General features: G+C 64.7%; 18 protein-coding genes and 1 pseudogene. 11 read left to right on the forward strand and 8 right to left on the reverse strand.

The annotated features are described in order from the left end of the window. Positions 1–114: 114 nt before the first annotated feature. Both C8J33_RS08765 and C8J33_RS08770 read right to left on the reverse strand, forming a co-directional pair. A pseudogene (locus tag C8J33_RS08765) lies at positions 115–439 on the reverse strand (type II toxin-antitoxin system PemK/MazF family toxin). Then, entirely contained in the window at positions 436–660 is a 225-nt protein-coding gene (locus C8J33_RS08770) for an antitoxin MazE family protein (protein ID WP_110732870.1), read from the reverse strand. Before C8J33_RS08770 ends, C8J33_RS08765 begins: the two are co-directional and overlap by 4 nt. A gap of 135 nt (positions 661–795) precedes the next feature. Between C8J33_RS08770 and C8J33_RS08775 the strand changes: the two genes are divergently transcribed. Continuing rightward, positions 796–1,017: a DUF3072 domain-containing protein gene (locus tag C8J33_RS08775; protein ID WP_092986867.1), complete on the forward strand. Its 222-nt coding sequence runs from the start codon at positions 796–798 to the stop codon at positions 1,015–1,017. Positions 1,018–1,022: 5 nt separating this feature from the next. Here C8J33_RS08775 and C8J33_RS08780 read toward each other — a convergent pair whose 3' ends face one another. From C8J33_RS08780 to hisS, 5 genes are all read right to left on the reverse strand, one after another. Then, positions 1,023–2,285, reverse strand: a complete 1,263-nt coding sequence (locus tag C8J33_RS08780; protein WP_132663749.1) for an NAD(P)/FAD-dependent oxidoreductase — start codon at positions 2,283–2,285, stop codon at positions 1,023–1,025. Positions 2,286–2,349: 64 nt separating this feature from the next. Continuing rightward, positions 2,350–3,057: a glutathione binding-like protein gene (locus C8J33_RS08785; RefSeq protein WP_132663750.1), complete on the reverse strand. Its 708-nt coding sequence runs from the start codon at positions 3,055–3,057 to the stop codon at positions 2,350–2,352. 100 nt (positions 3,058–3,157) lie between these two features. Then, the gene (gene hisG / locus C8J33_RS08790; RefSeq protein WP_110799938.1) at positions 3,158–3,859 is read right to left on the reverse strand and encodes an ATP phosphoribosyltransferase; all 702 of its coding nucleotides are present in this window, start codon (positions 3,857–3,859) and stop codon (positions 3,158–3,160) included. Then, the gene (locus tag C8J33_RS08795; RefSeq protein ID WP_132663751.1) at positions 3,856–5,007 is read right to left on the reverse strand and encodes an ATP phosphoribosyltransferase regulatory subunit; all 1,152 of its coding nucleotides are present in this window, start codon (positions 5,005–5,007) and stop codon (positions 3,856–3,858) included. The genes hisG and C8J33_RS08795 overlap by 4 nt, the downstream gene beginning before the upstream one ends. 274 nt (positions 5,008–5,281) lie before the next feature. Further along, positions 5,282–6,766 carry a histidine--tRNA ligase gene (gene hisS / locus C8J33_RS08800; protein WP_132663752.1) on the reverse strand — a complete coding sequence of 495 codons (1,485 nt, stop codon included), beginning with the start codon at positions 6,764–6,766 and terminating at the stop codon, positions 5,282–5,284. A gap of 167 nt (positions 6,767–6,933) precedes the next feature. Between hisS and C8J33_RS08805 the strand changes: the two genes are divergently transcribed. The 3 genes from C8J33_RS08805 (at position 6,934) to C8J33_RS08815 (ending at position 7,978) form a co-directional block, all read left to right on the forward strand. Further along, entirely contained in the window at positions 6,934–7,281 is a 348-nt protein-coding gene (locus C8J33_RS08805; protein WP_132663753.1) for a hypothetical protein, read from the forward strand. A 32-nt stretch (positions 7,282–7,313) separates the two neighbouring features. After that, entirely contained in the window at positions 7,314–7,712 is a 399-nt protein-coding gene (gene copM / locus C8J33_RS08810; protein ID WP_132663754.1) for a CopM family metallochaperone, read from the forward strand. 77 nt (positions 7,713–7,789) lie between these two features. After that, positions 7,790–7,978 (forward strand): hypothetical protein, encoded by a 189-nt coding sequence (locus C8J33_RS08815; protein WP_132446357.1) that lies wholly within the window; start codon positions 7,790–7,792, stop codon positions 7,976–7,978. Positions 7,979–7,987: 9 nt separating this feature from the next. On the opposite strand, the gene C8J33_RS08820 is transcribed toward C8J33_RS08815, so the two are convergent. Continuing rightward, positions 7,988–8,641 (reverse strand): DNA-3-methyladenine glycosylase I, encoded by a 654-nt coding sequence (locus C8J33_RS08820; protein WP_132663755.1) that lies wholly within the window; start codon positions 8,639–8,641, stop codon positions 7,988–7,990. Positions 8,642–8,858: 217 nt separating this feature from the next. Here C8J33_RS08820 and C8J33_RS08825 point away from each other — a divergent pair, with 217 nt between their 5' ends. The 7 genes from C8J33_RS08825 (at position 8,859) to C8J33_RS08855 (ending at position 16,353) form a co-directional block, all read left to right on the forward strand. Beyond that, positions 8,859–9,677, forward strand: a complete 819-nt coding sequence (locus C8J33_RS08825; protein ID WP_132663756.1) for a L,D-transpeptidase — start codon at positions 8,859–8,861, stop codon at positions 9,675–9,677. 287 nt (positions 9,678–9,964) lie between these two features. Then, positions 9,965–10,579, forward strand: coding sequence for a L,D-transpeptidase (locus C8J33_RS08830; protein ID WP_422038093.1), 615 nt, complete (start codon positions 9,965–9,967; stop codon positions 10,577–10,579). Between the two features lie 150 nt (positions 10,580–10,729). Next, complete coding sequence (locus C8J33_RS08835) at positions 10,730–11,494, forward strand: FadR/GntR family transcriptional regulator (RefSeq protein WP_422038095.1); 765 nt, start codon at positions 10,730–10,732, stop codon at positions 11,492–11,494. Positions 11,495–11,792: 298 nt separating this feature from the next. Continuing rightward, the gene (locus C8J33_RS08840) at positions 11,793–12,302 is read left to right on the forward strand and encodes an NUDIX hydrolase (RefSeq protein ID WP_132663759.1); all 510 of its coding nucleotides are present in this window, start codon (positions 11,793–11,795) and stop codon (positions 12,300–12,302) included. A gap of 280 nt (positions 12,303–12,582) precedes the next feature. Next, a complete protein-coding gene (locus tag C8J33_RS08845) occupies positions 12,583–14,088 on the forward strand; it encodes an inorganic phosphate transporter (RefSeq protein WP_132663760.1) in 1,506 nt (501 codons plus the stop codon). A 9-nt stretch (positions 14,089–14,097) separates the two neighbouring features. Next, on the forward strand, positions 14,098–14,835 hold the full coding sequence (locus tag C8J33_RS08850; RefSeq protein WP_110799947.1) for a 16S rRNA (uracil(1498)-N(3))-methyltransferase: 738 nt from the start codon (positions 14,098–14,100) through the stop codon (positions 14,833–14,835). A 144-nt stretch (positions 14,836–14,979) separates the two neighbouring features. Then, positions 14,980–16,353 (forward strand): glutamate--cysteine ligase, encoded by a 1,374-nt coding sequence (locus C8J33_RS08855; RefSeq protein ID WP_132663761.1) that lies wholly within the window; start codon positions 14,980–14,982, stop codon positions 16,351–16,353. Positions 16,354–16,392 lie beyond the last annotated feature (39 nt).

Consider the following 16,392-nt stretch of genomic DNA (forward strand, 5'->3'; position numbering starts at 1 on the left):
GTGACGAAGCTTCGATCGTCGTTGGCAAGATCCTCGACAAGAACGACGACAACTACGGCTACAACGCCCAGACGAGCGAATATGGCGACATGATCGCCAGGGCCATCGTTGTGCTCACGCGATTCCGAGAAAAACAGCGAGTGTGCGTGTAACCGCGATCATGTTCTCGGTCTCCAACCGGCCAAAGGACCGGGCCGAGCCTGTCTCGCCTTACTGACATCGTCTTGTCGATCATGATCTGGGATGGCTTGCGAAGACCGTTCTCCGGTGACGGAAGAACCGTCGTCCGGATAAGCGGGGCATCGACCAGCGTGCCGGATATGAGCATGATGGTGACCGAGCCCGTTTCCGCGAAACGATCCGACTGGATGATAAGGGCCGGCCTTGGTTTGCCAAAGTCGCCCGGCATTGCGACCGTGACGATGTCACCCCTCGTCACGCATCCGCCTCGTCTCCAAGATCAGCCAGAGCAGCATCGATGAAGGCATCCGTATCGGTATCCATGGCATCTGCTGCAGCGACGATCCGTGCCTGACGGCGGCACTCTTCAAGGAAACCGGGGCTACGCGTATCTGGCAACCATATCTGCACCGGCCGCAGACCGGATGCACGCATGGCATCGCGGTGCTTCTGAACCCGTTGTGTCAAAGGCGTGCGCATGACCTGCCTCCTTCGTTACATGTAACATGATCAAATTCGACAAAACTGTCAAGTTTAGCGGACAGCTTCACGCATATCGCGGAACCTCCTCCGTGCATGAACGTTTAGCGAACATAACCACCTGAGGAGCACTTCATGTCCGACAAAGCCGTTGCCAACGACACGTCTTCCAACACCGAAAAGAACCCCGACGACTGGGTCAGCGGCGACGAGCCCATGACGGGAGCGCAGCGGTCTTATCTGCAGACGCTGTCGGAACAGGCGCATCAGCCGGATCAGTTTGCCGAGGACATCACCAAGGCGGAGGCTTCGAAACGGATCGATGCGCTGCGCAGCAAGCTCGATCTCGGCGAGTAGCCTGATCAGGAGGCGAGGAGCGCCTTGAGGTCGGTGGCGGGGTTTTCGATGGCGGCTTTGTCCGGTGTCGTCCCCATTTCGATCAGTTTCTTTCCAACAACGTAAGCCTTGGCGTCGTTGATCGCATCCACCGCGATCAGCGTGCCTTGGCGGTAGTACCAGACGGAGGCGCTGCCTTCTCTCTGTCCTGCTCGCGTGACCGTTTCGTCATGACCGAGGCCGAAGCCGGCGATCTGTAGCTTGACGTCGTATTGATCGGACCAGAACCACGGTTTCGCGTGGTAAGGCGTTGGCGTACCCGCGATGTTTGCCGCGATGGTTTCCGCCTGATCGACGGCGTTCTGCACGGATTCCAGACGGATCAGCATGTCGGCGAAGGGCAGCACGGCGCAATCACCCATCGCGAAGATGGAGGGGTCGCTGGAGCGGCCGTTGATATCCACAATGATCCCGTTCGCCGTCGCGATGCCCGCATCGTGGGCGATGCGGTCGTTGGCGGAGACGCCGATGCCGACGATCACGAGGTCGACGTGGATCTTCGTGCCATCCGACAATTCCGCCCCTGTCACTCGGCCGTCGTGTTCCAGCAGGTGCGTGAGGCCGGTGCCTTCGCGCAGGTCCACGCCGCGGGAGAGATGCAGGTTCCGCAAAATGTCTGAGGTTGCCGATGCGGCGACGCGTTGAACGATGCGGTCGGCCATCTCGATCAGGGTGACCTCGAGGCCCAGCGTGCGAGCGACGGCCGCAGCCTCCAACCCGATATAGCCGCCGCCGATGATGAGGGCGTGGCGGCCCGGGCGCATCTCCTCCGCAAGGCGGTCCGCATCCCGAAAGTCGCGCAGGGTGAAGACACCCTCGAGCGTCCCGCCGATGCTGTCCGGCAGGCGCCGGGGCGTGGCGCCGGTCGCGAGCGCCAGCGTGTCGTAGGCGAGCGCGGTGCCATCATCGAGCGTCACGGACTTTGCGGCACGGTCGATCGCGGTCACACGGCAGTCGAGCCGGACATCGATGGCGTGCTCGGCGTACCAGCTTTCCGGCCGATAGAGCAGCCGATCGAGCGTCATTTCGCGCAGGAGATATTTCTTGGACAGCGGCGGGCGCTGGTATGGCAAGCTTTGTTCGGCCGAGATCAAGGTAATCGGACGCGTGTCCTTCAGCGCGCGAAGCCTGGCGATCAGCGCAAAGGCCGCCTGCCCGCCGCCAACCACGACAAGCCGGTTGTCCTGCCCTGTCTCCCGCTCTTCCGCCACGCCGTCTTCCCTTCGCATGATTCCGCCCGAGACCTATCCCGTCGCGGGCGGAACCGTCAATGCGGTAGAAAACCGCGTGCGATCAATCCCGCTTGGGGATCTCCATGCCGGTCTTGACCGCCGGACGCTCCAGCGCGCGGGCGACCCAGGCCATGACGTTGGGGAAGCTCGCATAGTCGAGCACCTGATCGCCGCCGTAGAATTTTCGCGCACCCTCGATCCACGGGAAGGTGGCGATATCGGCGATGGTGTAATCGTCGCCCATCAGCCACTGGCGGCCTTCCAGACGGGTTTCGAGCACCGAGAGCAGCCGCTTGGATTCGTCGCGGTAGCGCTCCATCGGGTAGGGATTGTTGGCGACCTTGTCGGCGGCGAACTTGAAGAAGTGGCCGAACTGACCGAACATCGGCCCGACACCGCCCATCTGGAACATCACCCAGGCGAACGTTTCATACCGTCCGGCAGCGGAGGCCGGCAGAAGCTTACCAGTCTTTTCCGCGAGATAGACGAGGATGGCACCGGACTCGAACAGGCCGATCGGCTTTCCCTCAGGGCCGTTCGGATCGATGATCGCGGGAATGCGGCCGTTCGGGTTGAGCGAGACGAACTCCGGCGATTTCTGATCGTTGGTGCCGAAAGAGATGAGATGCGGCTGGTAGTCGAGGCCGAGTTCTTCGAGCGCGATCGAGATCTTCACGCCATTCGGCGTCGGTAGCGAATAAAGTTGAATGGCATCCGGCCGGGTGGCGGGCCAGCGGGTGGTGATGGGGAAGGAAGAGAGATCGGCCATGCGGGACGGGTTCCTTGGAAGGGGTTGCGGTTTCACATAGGGGCGGGATGTCAGCGGGGCGTGCGGCGATTTTCGTCGCCGTCATACATGCGAACCCGTTCTAGCCGCGCAACGCCGCCTGTACCCGCTCCACGATCTCCCGCACCCGGATGTCGTTCTCATGCCCCGGCTTGCGGGCGCGCACGAGGCAGGCTTGGCTGCGCAGGATGATGCCGTCGGAGAGGATCTTCAGGTGGTTGGCCGTCAGCGTCGAGCCGGTGGAGGTGATGTCGACGATGATGTCGGCGGAGCCCGAGGCCGGGGCGCCTTCGGTGGCGCCGAGGCTTTCGACGATGCGGTAGAGCTGGATGCCGTGGCTGCCGGAGAAGTGCTGCTGGGTCAGGCGCCAGTATTTGGTGGCGATGGCAAGCCGGCGGCCGTGGCGGGTGCGGAAATCGGCGGCGACATCGCCGAGATCGGCCATGGTATCGACGTCGAGCCAGATATCCGGCACGGCGACGACAACATCGGCATGGCCGAAGCCGAGGCGGGCGCAGAATTCCACCCGTTCGTCCGCATCCGCCAGACCTTCGCGCACGAGGTCTTCGCCCGTGACGCCGAAATCCACGGAGCCGGCGCCGATTTCGCGCGAGATTTCGGACGCCGACAGGAAGGCGATTTCGACATCGTCGATGCCTTCGACGCGGCCGCGATAGGAGCGGTCGTTGCCGACGGTCGATATTTTCAGGCCGGCGCGCTCGAAGATGGCCGAGGCCTCGTCCTTCATGCGGCCCTTGGAGGGGAGCGCGATGGTGATGGTCATGCAGGCTCTCCCGTTTTCCCCTGTGCGGCGTCGCGCAGCGCCTCGATGCGGTCGAGCCACAGCGAGAAACCGACGGCCGGGATGTGGCTTTGCGCACCGAGCAGCGTCATCAACCGGTCGAATCGGCCGCCACCGGCCAGCACCTCCGCACCGCCGGAGGCGACGATTTCGAAGACCATGCCGGTGTAATAGTCGAGCGGGCGGCCAAAGGCGGCGCGATAGGTCATGGCGGAGAGATCGGCACCGGCATTGGCGAGGGCTGCAAGACGCGCATCGAAGGCGGCGATAGCAGGGCCGAGTTTCAGGTCGGCGGCATCGGCGAAACCGGCGAGCGCTGCGGAGGCCTCGGCCAGCGGCAGGCGCAGCGTCAGGAACTCGCGCAGCAGCAGGAGTGCCGAGCCGTCGAGGCGGGTTTCGGCGAGCGCGCGCTTCTCTTTCAGGCGGCGGGCGATTTCGGTGGGCGAGCGGCTGGCATTGGTGGAGTAGCCGGTCTCTTCCATGCGGCGTTCCAGACGGGCGATCAGGTCATCCTGCCGGTCTGCCGACAGCAAGGCCTCGATCTCGGGGTCGAGCCCGGTCACGGGCTGGGGTCGGGCCAGGCGGTCGAGCAGCGCTTCGAGGTGGCCGACGTCGCCGAAGGCATGGATCAGCCGCTTCTGCCACCCGACCGGCAGGCCGAGGGCTGCGACCACGGCCTCGAACACGGCCTGATCGCCCAGCGTCAGCGAGAGGGTCTGAGCCTGGCCGGGCAGCACGACGCGCAGCAGGTCCATCGCATCGACGATGGCGCGCGCATCGGCACTCGCCACGTCCCGCTCTCCCAGATCCTCGATACCGGCCTGATAAAACTCCTCCGCGCCGCCGCGGCGCTGGCGGAAGACCTCGCCGAGATAGGCATAGCGCTTCGGCGTGCCGGTGGCGGTCTCGATATGGCGAAGGCAGACGGGAATGGTGAATTCCGGCCGCAGGCAGAGGCTCGTCCCCGTCTCGCTCGCGGTGAGAAAAATGCGCCGGCGCAAGTCCTCGCCCGCCATGTCGAGAAAGGGATCGGCCGGCTGGATGACCGGCGTATGCACCCGCTCGGCCCGCCGCGTGGCGAAGGCTGCAAGCAGGTCCGGGGCGAAATCGGGGAGATCGTAGCGGGTCATGGGTGTGCGGTTCCCGAGGGCGTGCGGGCGGGGGTGAGGAGAAGAACCGATACCGTCGCGGGGAGGCTGCCCCTCATCCGCCTGCCGGCACCTTCTCCCCGCTTGCGGGGCGAAGGGAGGGTGTGGCGACCGCTTTGCTTACCAAACGTAGTCAGGGTGTGGCGAGTGGTTGCCGGCATCTCAAGGGGCGCATGAGGCACGTCCCCTCGCCCCGCGTGCGGGGAGAGGGTTAGGGTGAGGGGCTGCGCGGTCGGCGATATCGAGGACACGCGCGTCAGCCTGCTGCCCGGTCGCGGTCCTGCCTCTGGGCATCCAGCATCTCGCGGACTTTTTCCACCAGTTCGGCTTCGGGCACGGAGACCTGCGCCACGCGGGCTTCGCGCCAGGTGGCGTTGTCCTCGATCTCGCCGGAGAGGCGCTTGCCTTCGATCAGGTCCTTGATCTGGACGAGGCCCTGCGCGCGCTCGTCGCCGCCCTGGATGATGGCCAGCGGCGCGCCGCGGCGGTCGGCGTATTTCAGCTGGTCGCCGAAGTTCTTTTTATTGCCCTGATACATTTCGGCGCGGATGCCGGCGTGGCGGAGCGCCTGGGTGAAGCGCTGATAGCGACCGAGCGCTTCGATGTCGCGATCCATGACGCAGACGACGACCGGGGCGAGAACCTCGTCGTCACCCAGCTTGCCGAGGTTCTTCAGCGCCGTCATCAGGCGGGAGACGCCGATCGAGAAGCCGGTGGCGGGCACGGGCTGGCCCATGAAGCGGGAGACGAGCCCATCGTAGCGACCACCGCCGCCGACGGAGCCGAAGACGACGCTTTCGCCCTTTTCGTTGGTGACGGGGAAGGTCAGTTCGGCTTCGAAGACGGGGCCGGTGTAGTATTCGAGGCCACGGATGACGGAGGGGTCGATCTTGATGCGGTCCTCGGCGTAGCCGGCTGCGCGCACAAGCGCCTCGATCTGATCGAGTTCGCTCATGCCCTGCGTGTAAAGGTCACTCGTCGGCTCGTAGCCATCCTGCGCGAGATAGGCGAGCACGCTGGCGATCTGGTCGGAGCCGAGGCCGGCGCCCTTCGTGAAGTCGCCGCTCTCGTCCTTGCGGCCTTCGCCGAGCAAGAGCTTCACGCCGTCGAGGCCGAACTTGTCGAGCTTGTCGATGGCACGGAGCACCGTCAGGCGGCGGCCGGCATTGTCGTCACCGGCAAGGCCGATGCCGTCGAGAACGCCGTCGAAAACCTTGCGGTTGTTTACCCGCACGACGAACTGGCCCTTCAGGCCCAGCTCCTCCATCGTATCGGCCATCATCATGCACATTTCGGCATCCGCTTGCACGCCGGCGGCGCCCACCGTGTCGGCGTCGAACTGCATGAACTGGCGGAAGCGGCCGGGGCCGGGTTTTTCGTTGCGGAAGACCCAGCCGGCGCGGAAGGTGCGGTAGGGCAGCTGGATCTCGTTGAAATTCTCCGCGACGTGGCGGGCGAGCGGCGCGGTGAGGTCGTAGCGCAGTGACATCCACTGATCGTCGTCGTCCTTCAGCGAGAAAACGCCTTCGTTCGGGCGGTCGCTGTCGGGCAGGAACTTGCCGAGTGCGTCGGTATATTCGAACAGCGGCGTTTCCACGGGATCGAAGCCGTAGCGCTCGTAGACCTCGCGGATTTTCGCCACCATGCCATCGACGGCGCGGATATCGGCGGCGGAGCGATCGACGAAGCCACGCGGCAGGCGGGCCTTGAGCTTCTGAGGCTTCTTCTTCTTGTCGTTCATGGCGTCTCGACCGTCTCGTTTGCGGCTGGAAGGGCTCGTTCTATAGCGTGGCGCCTTCCCTATCCGATCGCGGCCAGAGCGGCAAGGCTGGGCGGCAAGGCTGGGCGGGCGCAACGGGACGGCGCGGGCGGGCTTCCCTTCGCGCCGATCCTGCTTATGTTGAGAGGATGCGCCCCTTCATCCTCGCCCTCGCTGTCCTCTGCGCCATCCTGTCGGGATGGACCTCGGCCGTTGCGCAGGCGCAGGGTCTCGCGCATTGGGACGGCATCGCTGTCGCACATGATGCGGTGAGCGGCCATTCCGAAGCGCCCGCGTGCGCGAGCGGCTGCCCGCATCCGGCAAAGGGTGCGCATCCCATGCTCTGCTCGGCCTGTTTCGCACTGGAGGTCGCGGCCGGCGATCTCGGTCGGCTGGCAGTCCCGGTGCAGCGCGTGCGACCAGCGGCGGAGCTTCCGTTGGTGGCCTCCGCCCCGCAACCCGCAGCGCCGCCGCCCAAGGCGGTTCTTTCGACCTGATAGCCTTCATCATCATTTCGAAAGGACAGACCATGTTTCGACAACAGGCCGTATGCGCCGCAACGATCGCCCTTCTCTCCCTCTCGGCACCGTTTGCCGTGGCGCAGGACGCGGCCAAGCCCATGGATCACAGCCAGATGAACCATGAGAGCATGACAAAGCCCAAGGGCGACCAGAGCCCGTCGAGCCAGGCCTTTGCGAAGGCCAATGCCCGGATGCACGAGGGCATGGCCATCACGTACACCGGCAAGGCCGATGTGGACTTCGCCAAAGGCATGATCGCCCATCATCAGGGCGCGATCGACATGGCGAAGGTGGAGCTGGAGTTCGGCACCGACCCGAACCTGCGCGCACTGGCGCAGGAGGTGATCGCGGCGCAGGAAACCGAGATCACCCGTATGAAGGACTGGCTGGCCAAGAACGGCGGCTGAGGCCTGAAACATAAAGGCGTGGGGCGGGCCATGGCTTGCCCCACGCCGCACGGCGAGACGATTTGGAGGAGAACGGGATGAAGCGTTTCAAGACGATTGCGGGTGTGCTCTGTCTGCTGGTGGGGCTGATCTGGACGCTGCAGGGCGCCAATCTGATGGGCGGAAGCTTCATGACCGGGCAGACGCAGTGGCTCGTCATCGGCCTTGTTGTCGCCGTCATCGGCGTCGTGCTTCTGGCCAGCGGGCGGCGGGGCCGCACGCTGTAGGGCTGACGGTTACGGCCGCACGAAGGTGGCGCGCAGGTCCTCGATCGGCTGCCGGCAAATACAGCCTTCGATATGGTCGTTGACGAGGCCCATGGCCTGCATGAAGGCATAGACGGTGGTCGGGCCGACGAAGGTCCAGCCGCGTTTCTTCAGGTCCTTTGAGATCCGTACGGAGACGGGCGTCGTCGGATTGGCGGCGATCTCCGCGAAGGTGACAGTGGCAGGCCGCTCGTGCGGGGCCGGCTCATAGCTCCAGAAATAGCGGGCGAGCGTGCCGAATTCGGCGCGGAGATCCTGTGCGCGCTTCGCATTGTTGATGGTCGAGACGATCTTGCCGCGATGGCGCACGATGCCGGCGTCCGCAACGCAGCGGGCGATGTCGTCGTCGCCGAAGGCCGCGACGGCGTCGATGTCGAAGCCGGCAAAGGCGGCGCGGAAGGATTCGCGCTTCCTGAGGATCGTCAGCCAGGAGAGGCCGGACTGGAAGCCTTCGAGGCAGATCTTTTCGAACAGTTTGATGTCGTCGGTAACGGGGCGGCCCCATTCGTCGTCGTGGTAGCGCAGGTAATCCGGCAGTTGGCCCGGCCAGAAGCAGCGGGTCAGGCCGTCCGTGCCGGTGATCAGGCCCTTGATCACGCCCTGGGGTGCCTCGATCTCGCTCATCGCTCTCGCCTTCCCTACGCCGAAAATCTCGACGCTTCATGCTTCGTCAACCATTTTCCGAAAGCACGCAATAACCCTACCGAAGACTTTCACGGTCCGTCCACCCGTTCCGCGACGCTCGTTTACGCTTCCTATTCCGCTGCGGTGTCAGGCTTCCACCATACGCCGGATGAACCGGCTGAGCCACCGCCGCCGCCAGATCGAGAACGAGCCCGTCATGAAGACATTGTTGATCCTCACCACCCTCCTGTCCGTCACGCTGGCCGATATCGGGTCCGGATACGCGCAGGCCGCCGAGCGCTACGGCAACCGTCCGCCGGTCATCGTCAGCCCGGATCTGACCGCACCGTGGCTGATGCAGCTCGGCGCCGGCAATGTGCCCGTCGATCAGAGGGGCGTGCGCCGGCAGCGGGCCGCAGGCGACCAGCCGCGCATCGTCTACCGCGAGCGTCCGGCAGCCTATGCTCCGCGCCAGCAGGTGATCTACCAGCGCCCTTACCAGCGTCCGGCCCCTCAGCGGGCGGCACCGCTGGTCCGCTCGGCCGGCATGGTGGCGCCGCAGCGGCCCGTGCGGCCGATCGATCCGCAGTTCCTGCCGCAGATGGTGGCCTACGAGACCCGTGAGCGGGCCGGCACGATCGTCATCGATACCAATAGCCGCTTTCTCTATCTCGTCACCGGCAATGGCGAAGCCCGGCGCTATGGCGTCGGCGTCGGCAAGCCGGGCTTCGAGTGGGCCGGCGCCCACAAGGTGACGCGCAAGGCGGAGTGGCCGACCTGGCGCCCGCCATCCGAGATGATCGCCCGCGAGGCCGCCAAGGGGCATTATCTCCCCGCCAGCATGGAGGGCGGGCCTGCCAACCCGCTCGGCGCCCGCGCCATGTATCTCGGCTCCACGCTTTACCGCATCCACGGCACCAATGCGCCCTGGACCATCGGCTATGCCGTCTCCTCCGGCTGCATCCGGATGCGCAACGAAGACGTCACCGACCTTTACGAACGGGTGAATGTGGGGACGCGCGTCATTGTGCTGTGAGGCGAGCAGCGCGTCGGCGCGTAAGCCGGTTTCGACGCAGTATCGTGCTTTTTCGGCAACAGCCGTTCCCGAGGTGACATCGGGGATGGTCACATTCAGTCGATGTTGCAACCGATGATCTTGCGGGATGCGTGCGATCGAATAGCGTTTCCCCAATGCGTTGCGCAGGGCGCGACTGGCGGGCTCGAGTGGGAGAGACAAAAATGACAACGACAGCGAGAAGACTGGCAGGGGCCGCCCTGTCGGTCGCGATCTTGATCGGCGGCGCCGGCGTGGCATCGGCGACGATGATCGAGCGACCGGCCGCGACCATCGGGCAGAGCGACGTAACGACCGTTGCCGCCCCGCAGCGCAAGCCGGCGCGCGAATTCTGGCGCACCAAGGTGCGGCTGCGCACCGACGAGACGCCGGGCACCATCATCGTCGATACCAACCACAAATATCTCTACTACGTCGAAGGCAACAACAAGGCGACCCGCTACGGCATCGGTGTCGGGCGCGAGGGCTTTGGCTGGTCGGGCGTGGTGAAGGTGCAGCGCAAGGCCGAATGGCCCGGCTGGACGCCGCCCGCCGAAATGATCGTGCGCGAGCGCAAGAACGGACACATCCTGCCGGCCTACATGGAAGGCGGGGTCAACAACCCGCTCGGCGCGCGCGCCCTCTATCTCTACAAGGGCAAGAGCGACAGCGGCTTCCGCATCCACGGCACCAACCAGCCCTGGACCATCGGGCAGAACATGTCGTCCGGCTGCATCCGCATGATGAACCAGGATGTCGAGCACCTCTACGATCGCGCCTCGATCGGCGCCAAGGTGATCGTGGTCGGACCCGGCAACAGGCAGGGTGAGGTCTCCTACGACGACCGCGGCATCGACCTGCTGCGCACCATCTTCGGCGGCTGATCGTTTGGGTGTAAACTTTCGGGACCGGTCGGCTTGATGCCGGCCGGTCCTTTTTTCGTCTCTTGTTTTGTCGCATGATCCGACGCCGAAGCGATCTCGCTTCGGCTGGACATGCTGTGGGGGAAGCGCGTGGCGGACGAGCCTGTCGAAATGTTCTCCGCCATCCATCACAGCCGGGCGGCCGACGAGATCGTGCAGCGGATCGAGACGCTGATTCTCGACGGCGTGTTGCGCGACGGCGACCGGCTGCCGGGAGAGCGCGACCTTGCCGCCCGCTTCGACGTCTCCCGGCCGATTTTGCGGGAGGCGCTGAAGGAACTGGAGGCACGCGGGCTGCTCGTCAGCCGGCATGGCGGCGGGACCTTCGTCGCGGATATCATCGGTGAGATCTTTTCGCAGCCCATGCGCGCCCTGATCGTTCGCCACGAAAAGGCGGCGCGGGACTATCTGGACTATCGCCGCGAGATCGAGGGGCTGACGGCCGAGCGGGCCGCGCGCCATGCGACGCCTGCCGATCGCGAGAGCCTGACACGGATCGTGGCGCGGATGCGGGCAGCGAAGGATGCGGACGACCGCGACGGCGGCTTGCGCGCCGATATCGACTTCCACATGGCGGTGGGCGAAAGCGCTCACAACATCATCCTGCTGCACACGCTGCGGTCGTGCTACCGGCTGCTGGAGCAGGACATCTTCTTCAGCCGCACCACGGTGTTTTCGGCCCCGGGGGCGGCCGACAGGCTGCTGGAGCAGCACGAGGCCATCCATGCGGCCATCCTTGGCGCCGATGGCAATGCCGCTCGCCGGGCCGCCGAGAGCCATATCGATTTCGTGATCGGCGCAAGCCTCGATGCACACCGGACAGAGGACCGCGCGCGGGTTGCGCGTCTGCGCCTGCAGGAACGGCATCAGGATTGAATTGCGCCATTGGCTGTCGCATCCGCGATAGGCAATGGCGGTGCGCGACTATGTCTGCACAAGATTGCAGGCATAGTAAGAATCACTCACATGAAGTAGATTTCTATGGACTGTGACAGCCTCCGCGTCCATTCGAATATTCATATTTTCGGATATGACGGGAGCCATATCATTTTTTCTGACGATCATGGATCGACCTCCTTCCAGCGGAGTTAGGCCAGGCATTATCATCACCGCCGCTCGCGGCAACCTCGACTATTCTCCCGGACACTGATTCCGTGGAAAGGGCCGCACGTCATTGACCATCCTCGATAGCATCGTTTCCGAAGTCCGCCTGATGTTCCGCCGTCCCGAGCGCATGCAATTCGCTGCCCTGTGCTATCGATTCCGGAAGAAAAGTGCCGTGCCGGAAATGCTGTTGATCACCAGCCGTGACACCGGGCGCTGGGTGATTCCCAAGGGCTGGCCCATGGAAGGCAAGGCCTCGCACGAGGTCGCCGCCCGCGAGGCCTGGGAAGAGGCCGGCGTGAAGGGCGAGCCCTCCTCCGATTCCATCGGCAGCTTCATCTATGAAAAGGGTATGAACAACGGCCTGAAGATCACCTGCCGGGTTCACGTCTATCCGGTCGTCGTGTTCGACATGGCCAAGCGCTTTCCCGAAAAGGGCTCGCGCACCTTGGAATGGGTCACCTTCACGGAGGCTGCCGGCCGCGTTGCGGAACCGAGCCTGCGCGCGCTCATCCTCGACTTCCAGACCCAGCTTCTCTCGACCATGCAGCCCGACGAGCCCCGCAGCGTCGCGCAATAGTACGCCCCATTTTCGCACCGATCCTGCAGCACGATTCGTCTTCGGCCTGCTTTCGGCCGCTTTCGAGCGGCATGCAGGGCGATTATGAGACTGTCAGGTTTGTGGCATACCCTCAATCTGACAAAAGCTCGCCGGCGGTGATGTCGCGACGTTTGCGCGCTTGGCAAGCGTCGTGCGAGATTTCTCGTATAAGAGGACGACACGATACGGACGGCGCCTGCCCTGCCGCGCGACTCAACTGTCGCGCAAGGGCTCTCACGCCGGTGCGACAAGGAATGACATGGGGAAGACGACACCCGCTCTGGAGAAATCGACACTCGACAAGGACCTCGACAAGCTGACGCTGAACGAGGAGGCGTCGCATTTCGTCCTGAAAAGCTCCGTCGGCCTCGGTCTCGGCTTCATCTTTCTCGTCTTCGTCATGATCATCGCGGCGAGCGCCGTTTCCACGGCTCCCGGCGCGATCATCGTCGTCGCGGCCGCGGCCATCGCCGGCTACATGGCCATGAACATCGGCGCCAACGACGTCACCAACAATGTCGGCGCAGCCGTCGGCGCGCGGGCGATGACGATGACCGGCGCGCTCGTGATCGCCGCGATCTTCGAGATCGCCGGCGCGCTGTTTGCCGGCGGGCGGGTCGTGTCGACCATCGAGGGTGGGCTCGTGGATGCCACGGCCTTCACCGACAGTGCGACACTGGTCTGGGTCATGATGTCGGCGCTGATATCGGCGGCCGTCTGGATCAACATCGCAACATGGTGCAGTGCGCCGATTTCCACGACGCATGCCATCGTCGGCAGCATTCTGGGCGGCGGCATCGCGGCCGTCGGGTTCTCGTCGGTGCAATGGCTGTCGCTCGGCGGCATCACGCTCAGCTGGATGCTGTCGCCCTTCATCGGCGGCGGGGTGGCGGCCGGGCTTTTGTTCTTCATCAAGACGTTCATCATCTACCGGGAGGACAAGATCGCCGGGGCGGTGTTCTGGATTCCGATCCTGCTCGCCTGCATGGGCGGCGTCTTCGCCGCTTATTTCGCACTGATCGGGCTGGAGCGTGTCTATGACATCCCCCTTGGCGAAGGGCTGGCGGTGGGCCTTGTCGTCGGTATCCTGATCTATCTCGTTTCGCGCCGCACCGTGGCGCGCCGGGCGGTCGGGCTCGAGAACCGCAACCAGTCGCTGCGGCCGCTGTTCCATCTGCCGCTCGTCGTCTCCGCGGCCCTTCTCTCGTTCGCGCACGGGTCCAACGACGTCTCGAATGCGGTCGGGCCGCTGTCGGCTATCGTTGCCAATGTCGGCACGCTGGCGCCGACGGAAACCGCGGACGTCGCGTTCTGGGTTCTCCTGATCGGCGCGCTCGGCATCTCCGCCGGGCTGCTGCTCTACGGGCCGAAGCTCATCCGCGTGGTCGGCGAGGAAATCACCAAGCTCAATCCGGTGCGCGCCTTCTGCGTCGCGCTCGCCACCGCCATCACCGTCATCTTCGCCTCGACCTTCGGTCTGCCGGTCAGCACGACCCATATCGCCGTCGGCGCCGTGTTCGGCATCGGCTTCTTCCGCGAATGGTACACGCGCAATTCCAAGCTGCGGCTGGACTATGTGCGGCGGAAAACGGGTCAGTCCGAGTTCCAGCTGCGGACCGAGCATGGCGCGGACGAGACGCGGCGGCGGCAGCTGGTTCGGCGCTCGCATTTCATGACCATCGTCGGCGCCTGGATCATCACCGTCCCCGCCTCCGCTCTGCTTTCGGCGCTCCTCTACATTCTCTTCTCCGCGATCTTTCTGTAGAACCGCATCATGAGAGCCAATTTTCGCATGCAGCGCCTGTTCGTCGAGCCGGATCTCGTCTCCGACATCGCGGTCGAGACGACGAAGGACCAGTTCAACTATCTCGCCAATGTGCTGCGCATGGAGGAAGGCCGCGATCTCCTCCTGTTCAACGGGCGTGACGGCGAGTGGCGGGCGGAGATTTCCATGCCCACCCGCAAGCGCATGGCGCTGATCCCGCGGGAGCAGACGCGGCCGCAGTCTCCCCTGCCCGACCTCCATTATCTCTTCGCGCCGCTGAAGGTGGGACGGCTCGACTATCTCGTGCAGAAGGCGGTGGAGATGGGTGCGGGCCTCTTGCAGCCCGTGATGACGCAGCATGTGCAGGGGCGCATCACCAGCCTGGAGCGGCTGCAGGCCAATGTCATCGAGGCCGCCGAGCAATGCGGCGTGCTGGCGGTGCCCGACGTGCGCGAGCCGGTGCGGCTGGAGGCGCTTCTGGAAACATGGCCGCGCGACCGCCGTATCCTCTTTTGCGACGAGGGCGATGCCGGCGACAATCCGGTGCCGGTGCTGCGCGGGCTGACGGATGCGCGGTTCGCGCTGCTCGTCGGTCCGGAAGGCGGGTTTTCCGAGGCAGAGCGGAGCATCTTGCGCGGGCTCGACTTCGTGACGGCGATCCCGCTCGGGCCGCGCATCCTGCGGGCCGACACGGCGGCCGTCGCCGCCATGGCGATCATTCAGGCGACGCTGGGCGACTGGCGCTGAAACGCCACAGGCTCCGTGAAATTTTGGAACCAAGGTTGAAATATTTTTGCTTGCACCGCATCTGAAAGCGGTTCAATCAGCCCATCATAGCTGCTCTCATACCCTGCTATCCGGCCGGGTTTCTCCGTTACCGAGACGATACCCATGGCCCGCGATACGACCGACCAGACACCGGTGACCTCCGTTTCCGAGTTGACCGAATATCTGGCGGACGGCAACAAGCCGAAAGAGGCCTTCCGCATCGGCACCGAGCACGAAAAATTCGTGTTCTACACCGCCGACAACAGCCCCGTGCCCTATGCCGGCGATGCCGGGATCCTCGCGCTTCTGGAAGGCATGCAGCAGAAGACCGGCTGGGAGCCGATCATCGATGCCGGGCATCTGATAGGCCTCGTGGAGCCGACAGGCCGTGGCGCGATCTCGCTGGAGCCGGGTGGGCAGTTCGAGCTTTCCGGCGCGCCGGTCGAGACGCTGCACGAGACCTGCAAGGAATCCAACACGCATCTGGCGGTGTTGCGCGATATCGCCGAGCCGCTCGGCATCCGCTTTCTCGGCATCGGCGGCAGCCCGACATGGACGCTGGCGGACACCCCGCGCATGCCGAAGTCGCGCTACGACATCATGACCCGCTACATGCCGAAGGTCGGCACCCAAGGTCTCGACATGATGTACCGGACCTGCACGATCCAGGTGAACCTCGATTTCTCGTCCGAAGCCGACATGGCGGCGAAGATGCAGGTGTCGCTGAAGCTGCAGCCACTGGCGACCGCACTGTTTGCCAGCTCGCCCTTCACCGAGGGCAAGCCGAACGGGCTGCAATCTTGGCGCGGCGAGATCTGGCGGGATACCGACAACCAGCGCGCCGGTGTGCTGCCCGCAGCGCTGACCGGTCATTTCCGCTTCGAGGAATATGTCGAGTGGGCGCTGGATGCGCCGATGTATTTCGTGGTGCGCGACGGGCGCTACCACGACTGTACCCATGTGACCTTCCGCCAGTTCATGGCCGGCGCGCTGAAGGGCGAGCTTGCCGACTGGGAGCCCAATATGGGCGACTGGACCAACCATCTCTCGACGCTGTTTCCCGATGTACGGCTGAAGCGGTTCCTCGAAATGCGGGGCGCGGATGGCGGCCCGTGGCGGCGCATCTGTGCCCTGCCCGCCTTCTGGGTCGGCCTGCTCTACGACGATGCCGCTCTTGCGAGCGCCGCCGAACTGGTGAAGGACTGGACCTATGAGGACGTCATCGCACTGCGCGATGCCGTGCCCGCGCAAGGGCTGGATGCAACGGTGCGGGGCCGCAAGCTCGGCGACATCGCCCGCGACGTGCTCTCGGTCTCGCGCGCCGGCCTGAAGGCGCGCAACCGGCTGAACGGCGAAGGCGTGGACGAAACCCATTTCCTCGCGCCGCTCGACGAGGTCGTCGCCCGCGGCACCACGCTCGCGCAGGAAATGCTGTCGCTCTACAAGGGTCGCTGGAACGGCTCGGTCGAACCGGTGTTCAAGGATTACGCCTACTGAGCGGCGCGGTATCCGGCGGCCTGGGTTAGAAAGCAATTT

The sequence above is a fragment of the Rhizobium sp. PP-CC-3G-465 genome (genome assembly GCF_004343445.1).
Classification (GTDB): domain Bacteria; phylum Pseudomonadota; class Alphaproteobacteria; order Rhizobiales; family Rhizobiaceae; genus Ferranicluibacter; species Ferranicluibacter rubi.

Excerpts from the sequence above, each read along its gene's own strand:
- C8J33_RS08770 (WP_110732870.1), bottom strand. The coding sequence starts at position 660 with ATGCGCACGCCTTTGACACAACGGGTTCAGAAGCACCGCGATGCCATG.
- C8J33_RS08775 (WP_092986867.1), top strand. The coding sequence starts at position 796 with ATGTCCGACAAAGCCGTTGCCAACGACACGTCTTCCAACACCGAAAAG.
- C8J33_RS08780 (WP_132663749.1), bottom strand. The coding sequence starts at position 2,285 with ATGCGAAGGGAAGACGGCGTGGCGGAAGAGCGGGAGACAGGGCAGGAC.
- C8J33_RS08785 (WP_132663750.1), bottom strand. The coding sequence starts at position 3,057 with ATGGCCGATCTCTCTTCCTTCCCCATCACCACCCGCTGGCCCGCCACC.
- hisG (WP_110799938.1), bottom strand. The coding sequence starts at position 3,859 with ATGACCATCACCATCGCGCTCCCCTCCAAGGGCCGCATGAAGGACGAG.
- C8J33_RS08795 (WP_132663751.1), bottom strand. The coding sequence starts at position 5,007 with ATGACCCGCTACGATCTCCCCGATTTCGCCCCGGACCTGCTTGCAGCC.
- hisS (WP_132663752.1), bottom strand. The coding sequence starts at position 6,766 with ATGAACGACAAGAAGAAGAAGCCTCAGAAGCTCAAGGCCCGCCTGCCG.
- C8J33_RS08805 (WP_132663753.1), top strand. The coding sequence starts at position 6,934 with ATGCGCCCCTTCATCCTCGCCCTCGCTGTCCTCTGCGCCATCCTGTCG.
- copM (WP_132663754.1), top strand. The coding sequence starts at position 7,314 with ATGTTTCGACAACAGGCCGTATGCGCCGCAACGATCGCCCTTCTCTCC.
- C8J33_RS08815 (WP_132446357.1), top strand. The coding sequence starts at position 7,790 with ATGAAGCGTTTCAAGACGATTGCGGGTGTGCTCTGTCTGCTGGTGGGG.
- C8J33_RS08820 (WP_132663755.1), bottom strand. The coding sequence starts at position 8,641 with ATGAGCGAGATCGAGGCACCCCAGGGCGTGATCAAGGGCCTGATCACC.
- C8J33_RS08825 (WP_132663756.1), top strand. The coding sequence starts at position 8,859 with ATGAAGACATTGTTGATCCTCACCACCCTCCTGTCCGTCACGCTGGCC.
- C8J33_RS08830 (WP_422038093.1), top strand. The coding sequence starts at position 9,965 with ATGATCGAGCGACCGGCCGCGACCATCGGGCAGAGCGACGTAACGACC.
- C8J33_RS08835 (WP_422038095.1), top strand. The coding sequence starts at position 10,730 with ATGTTCTCCGCCATCCATCACAGCCGGGCGGCCGACGAGATCGTGCAG.
- C8J33_RS08845 (WP_132663760.1), top strand. The coding sequence starts at position 12,583 with ATGGGGAAGACGACACCCGCTCTGGAGAAATCGACACTCGACAAGGAC.
- C8J33_RS08850 (WP_110799947.1), top strand. The coding sequence starts at position 14,098 with ATGAGAGCCAATTTTCGCATGCAGCGCCTGTTCGTCGAGCCGGATCTC.
- C8J33_RS08855 (WP_132663761.1), top strand. The coding sequence starts at position 14,980 with ATGGCCCGCGATACGACCGACCAGACACCGGTGACCTCCGTTTCCGAG.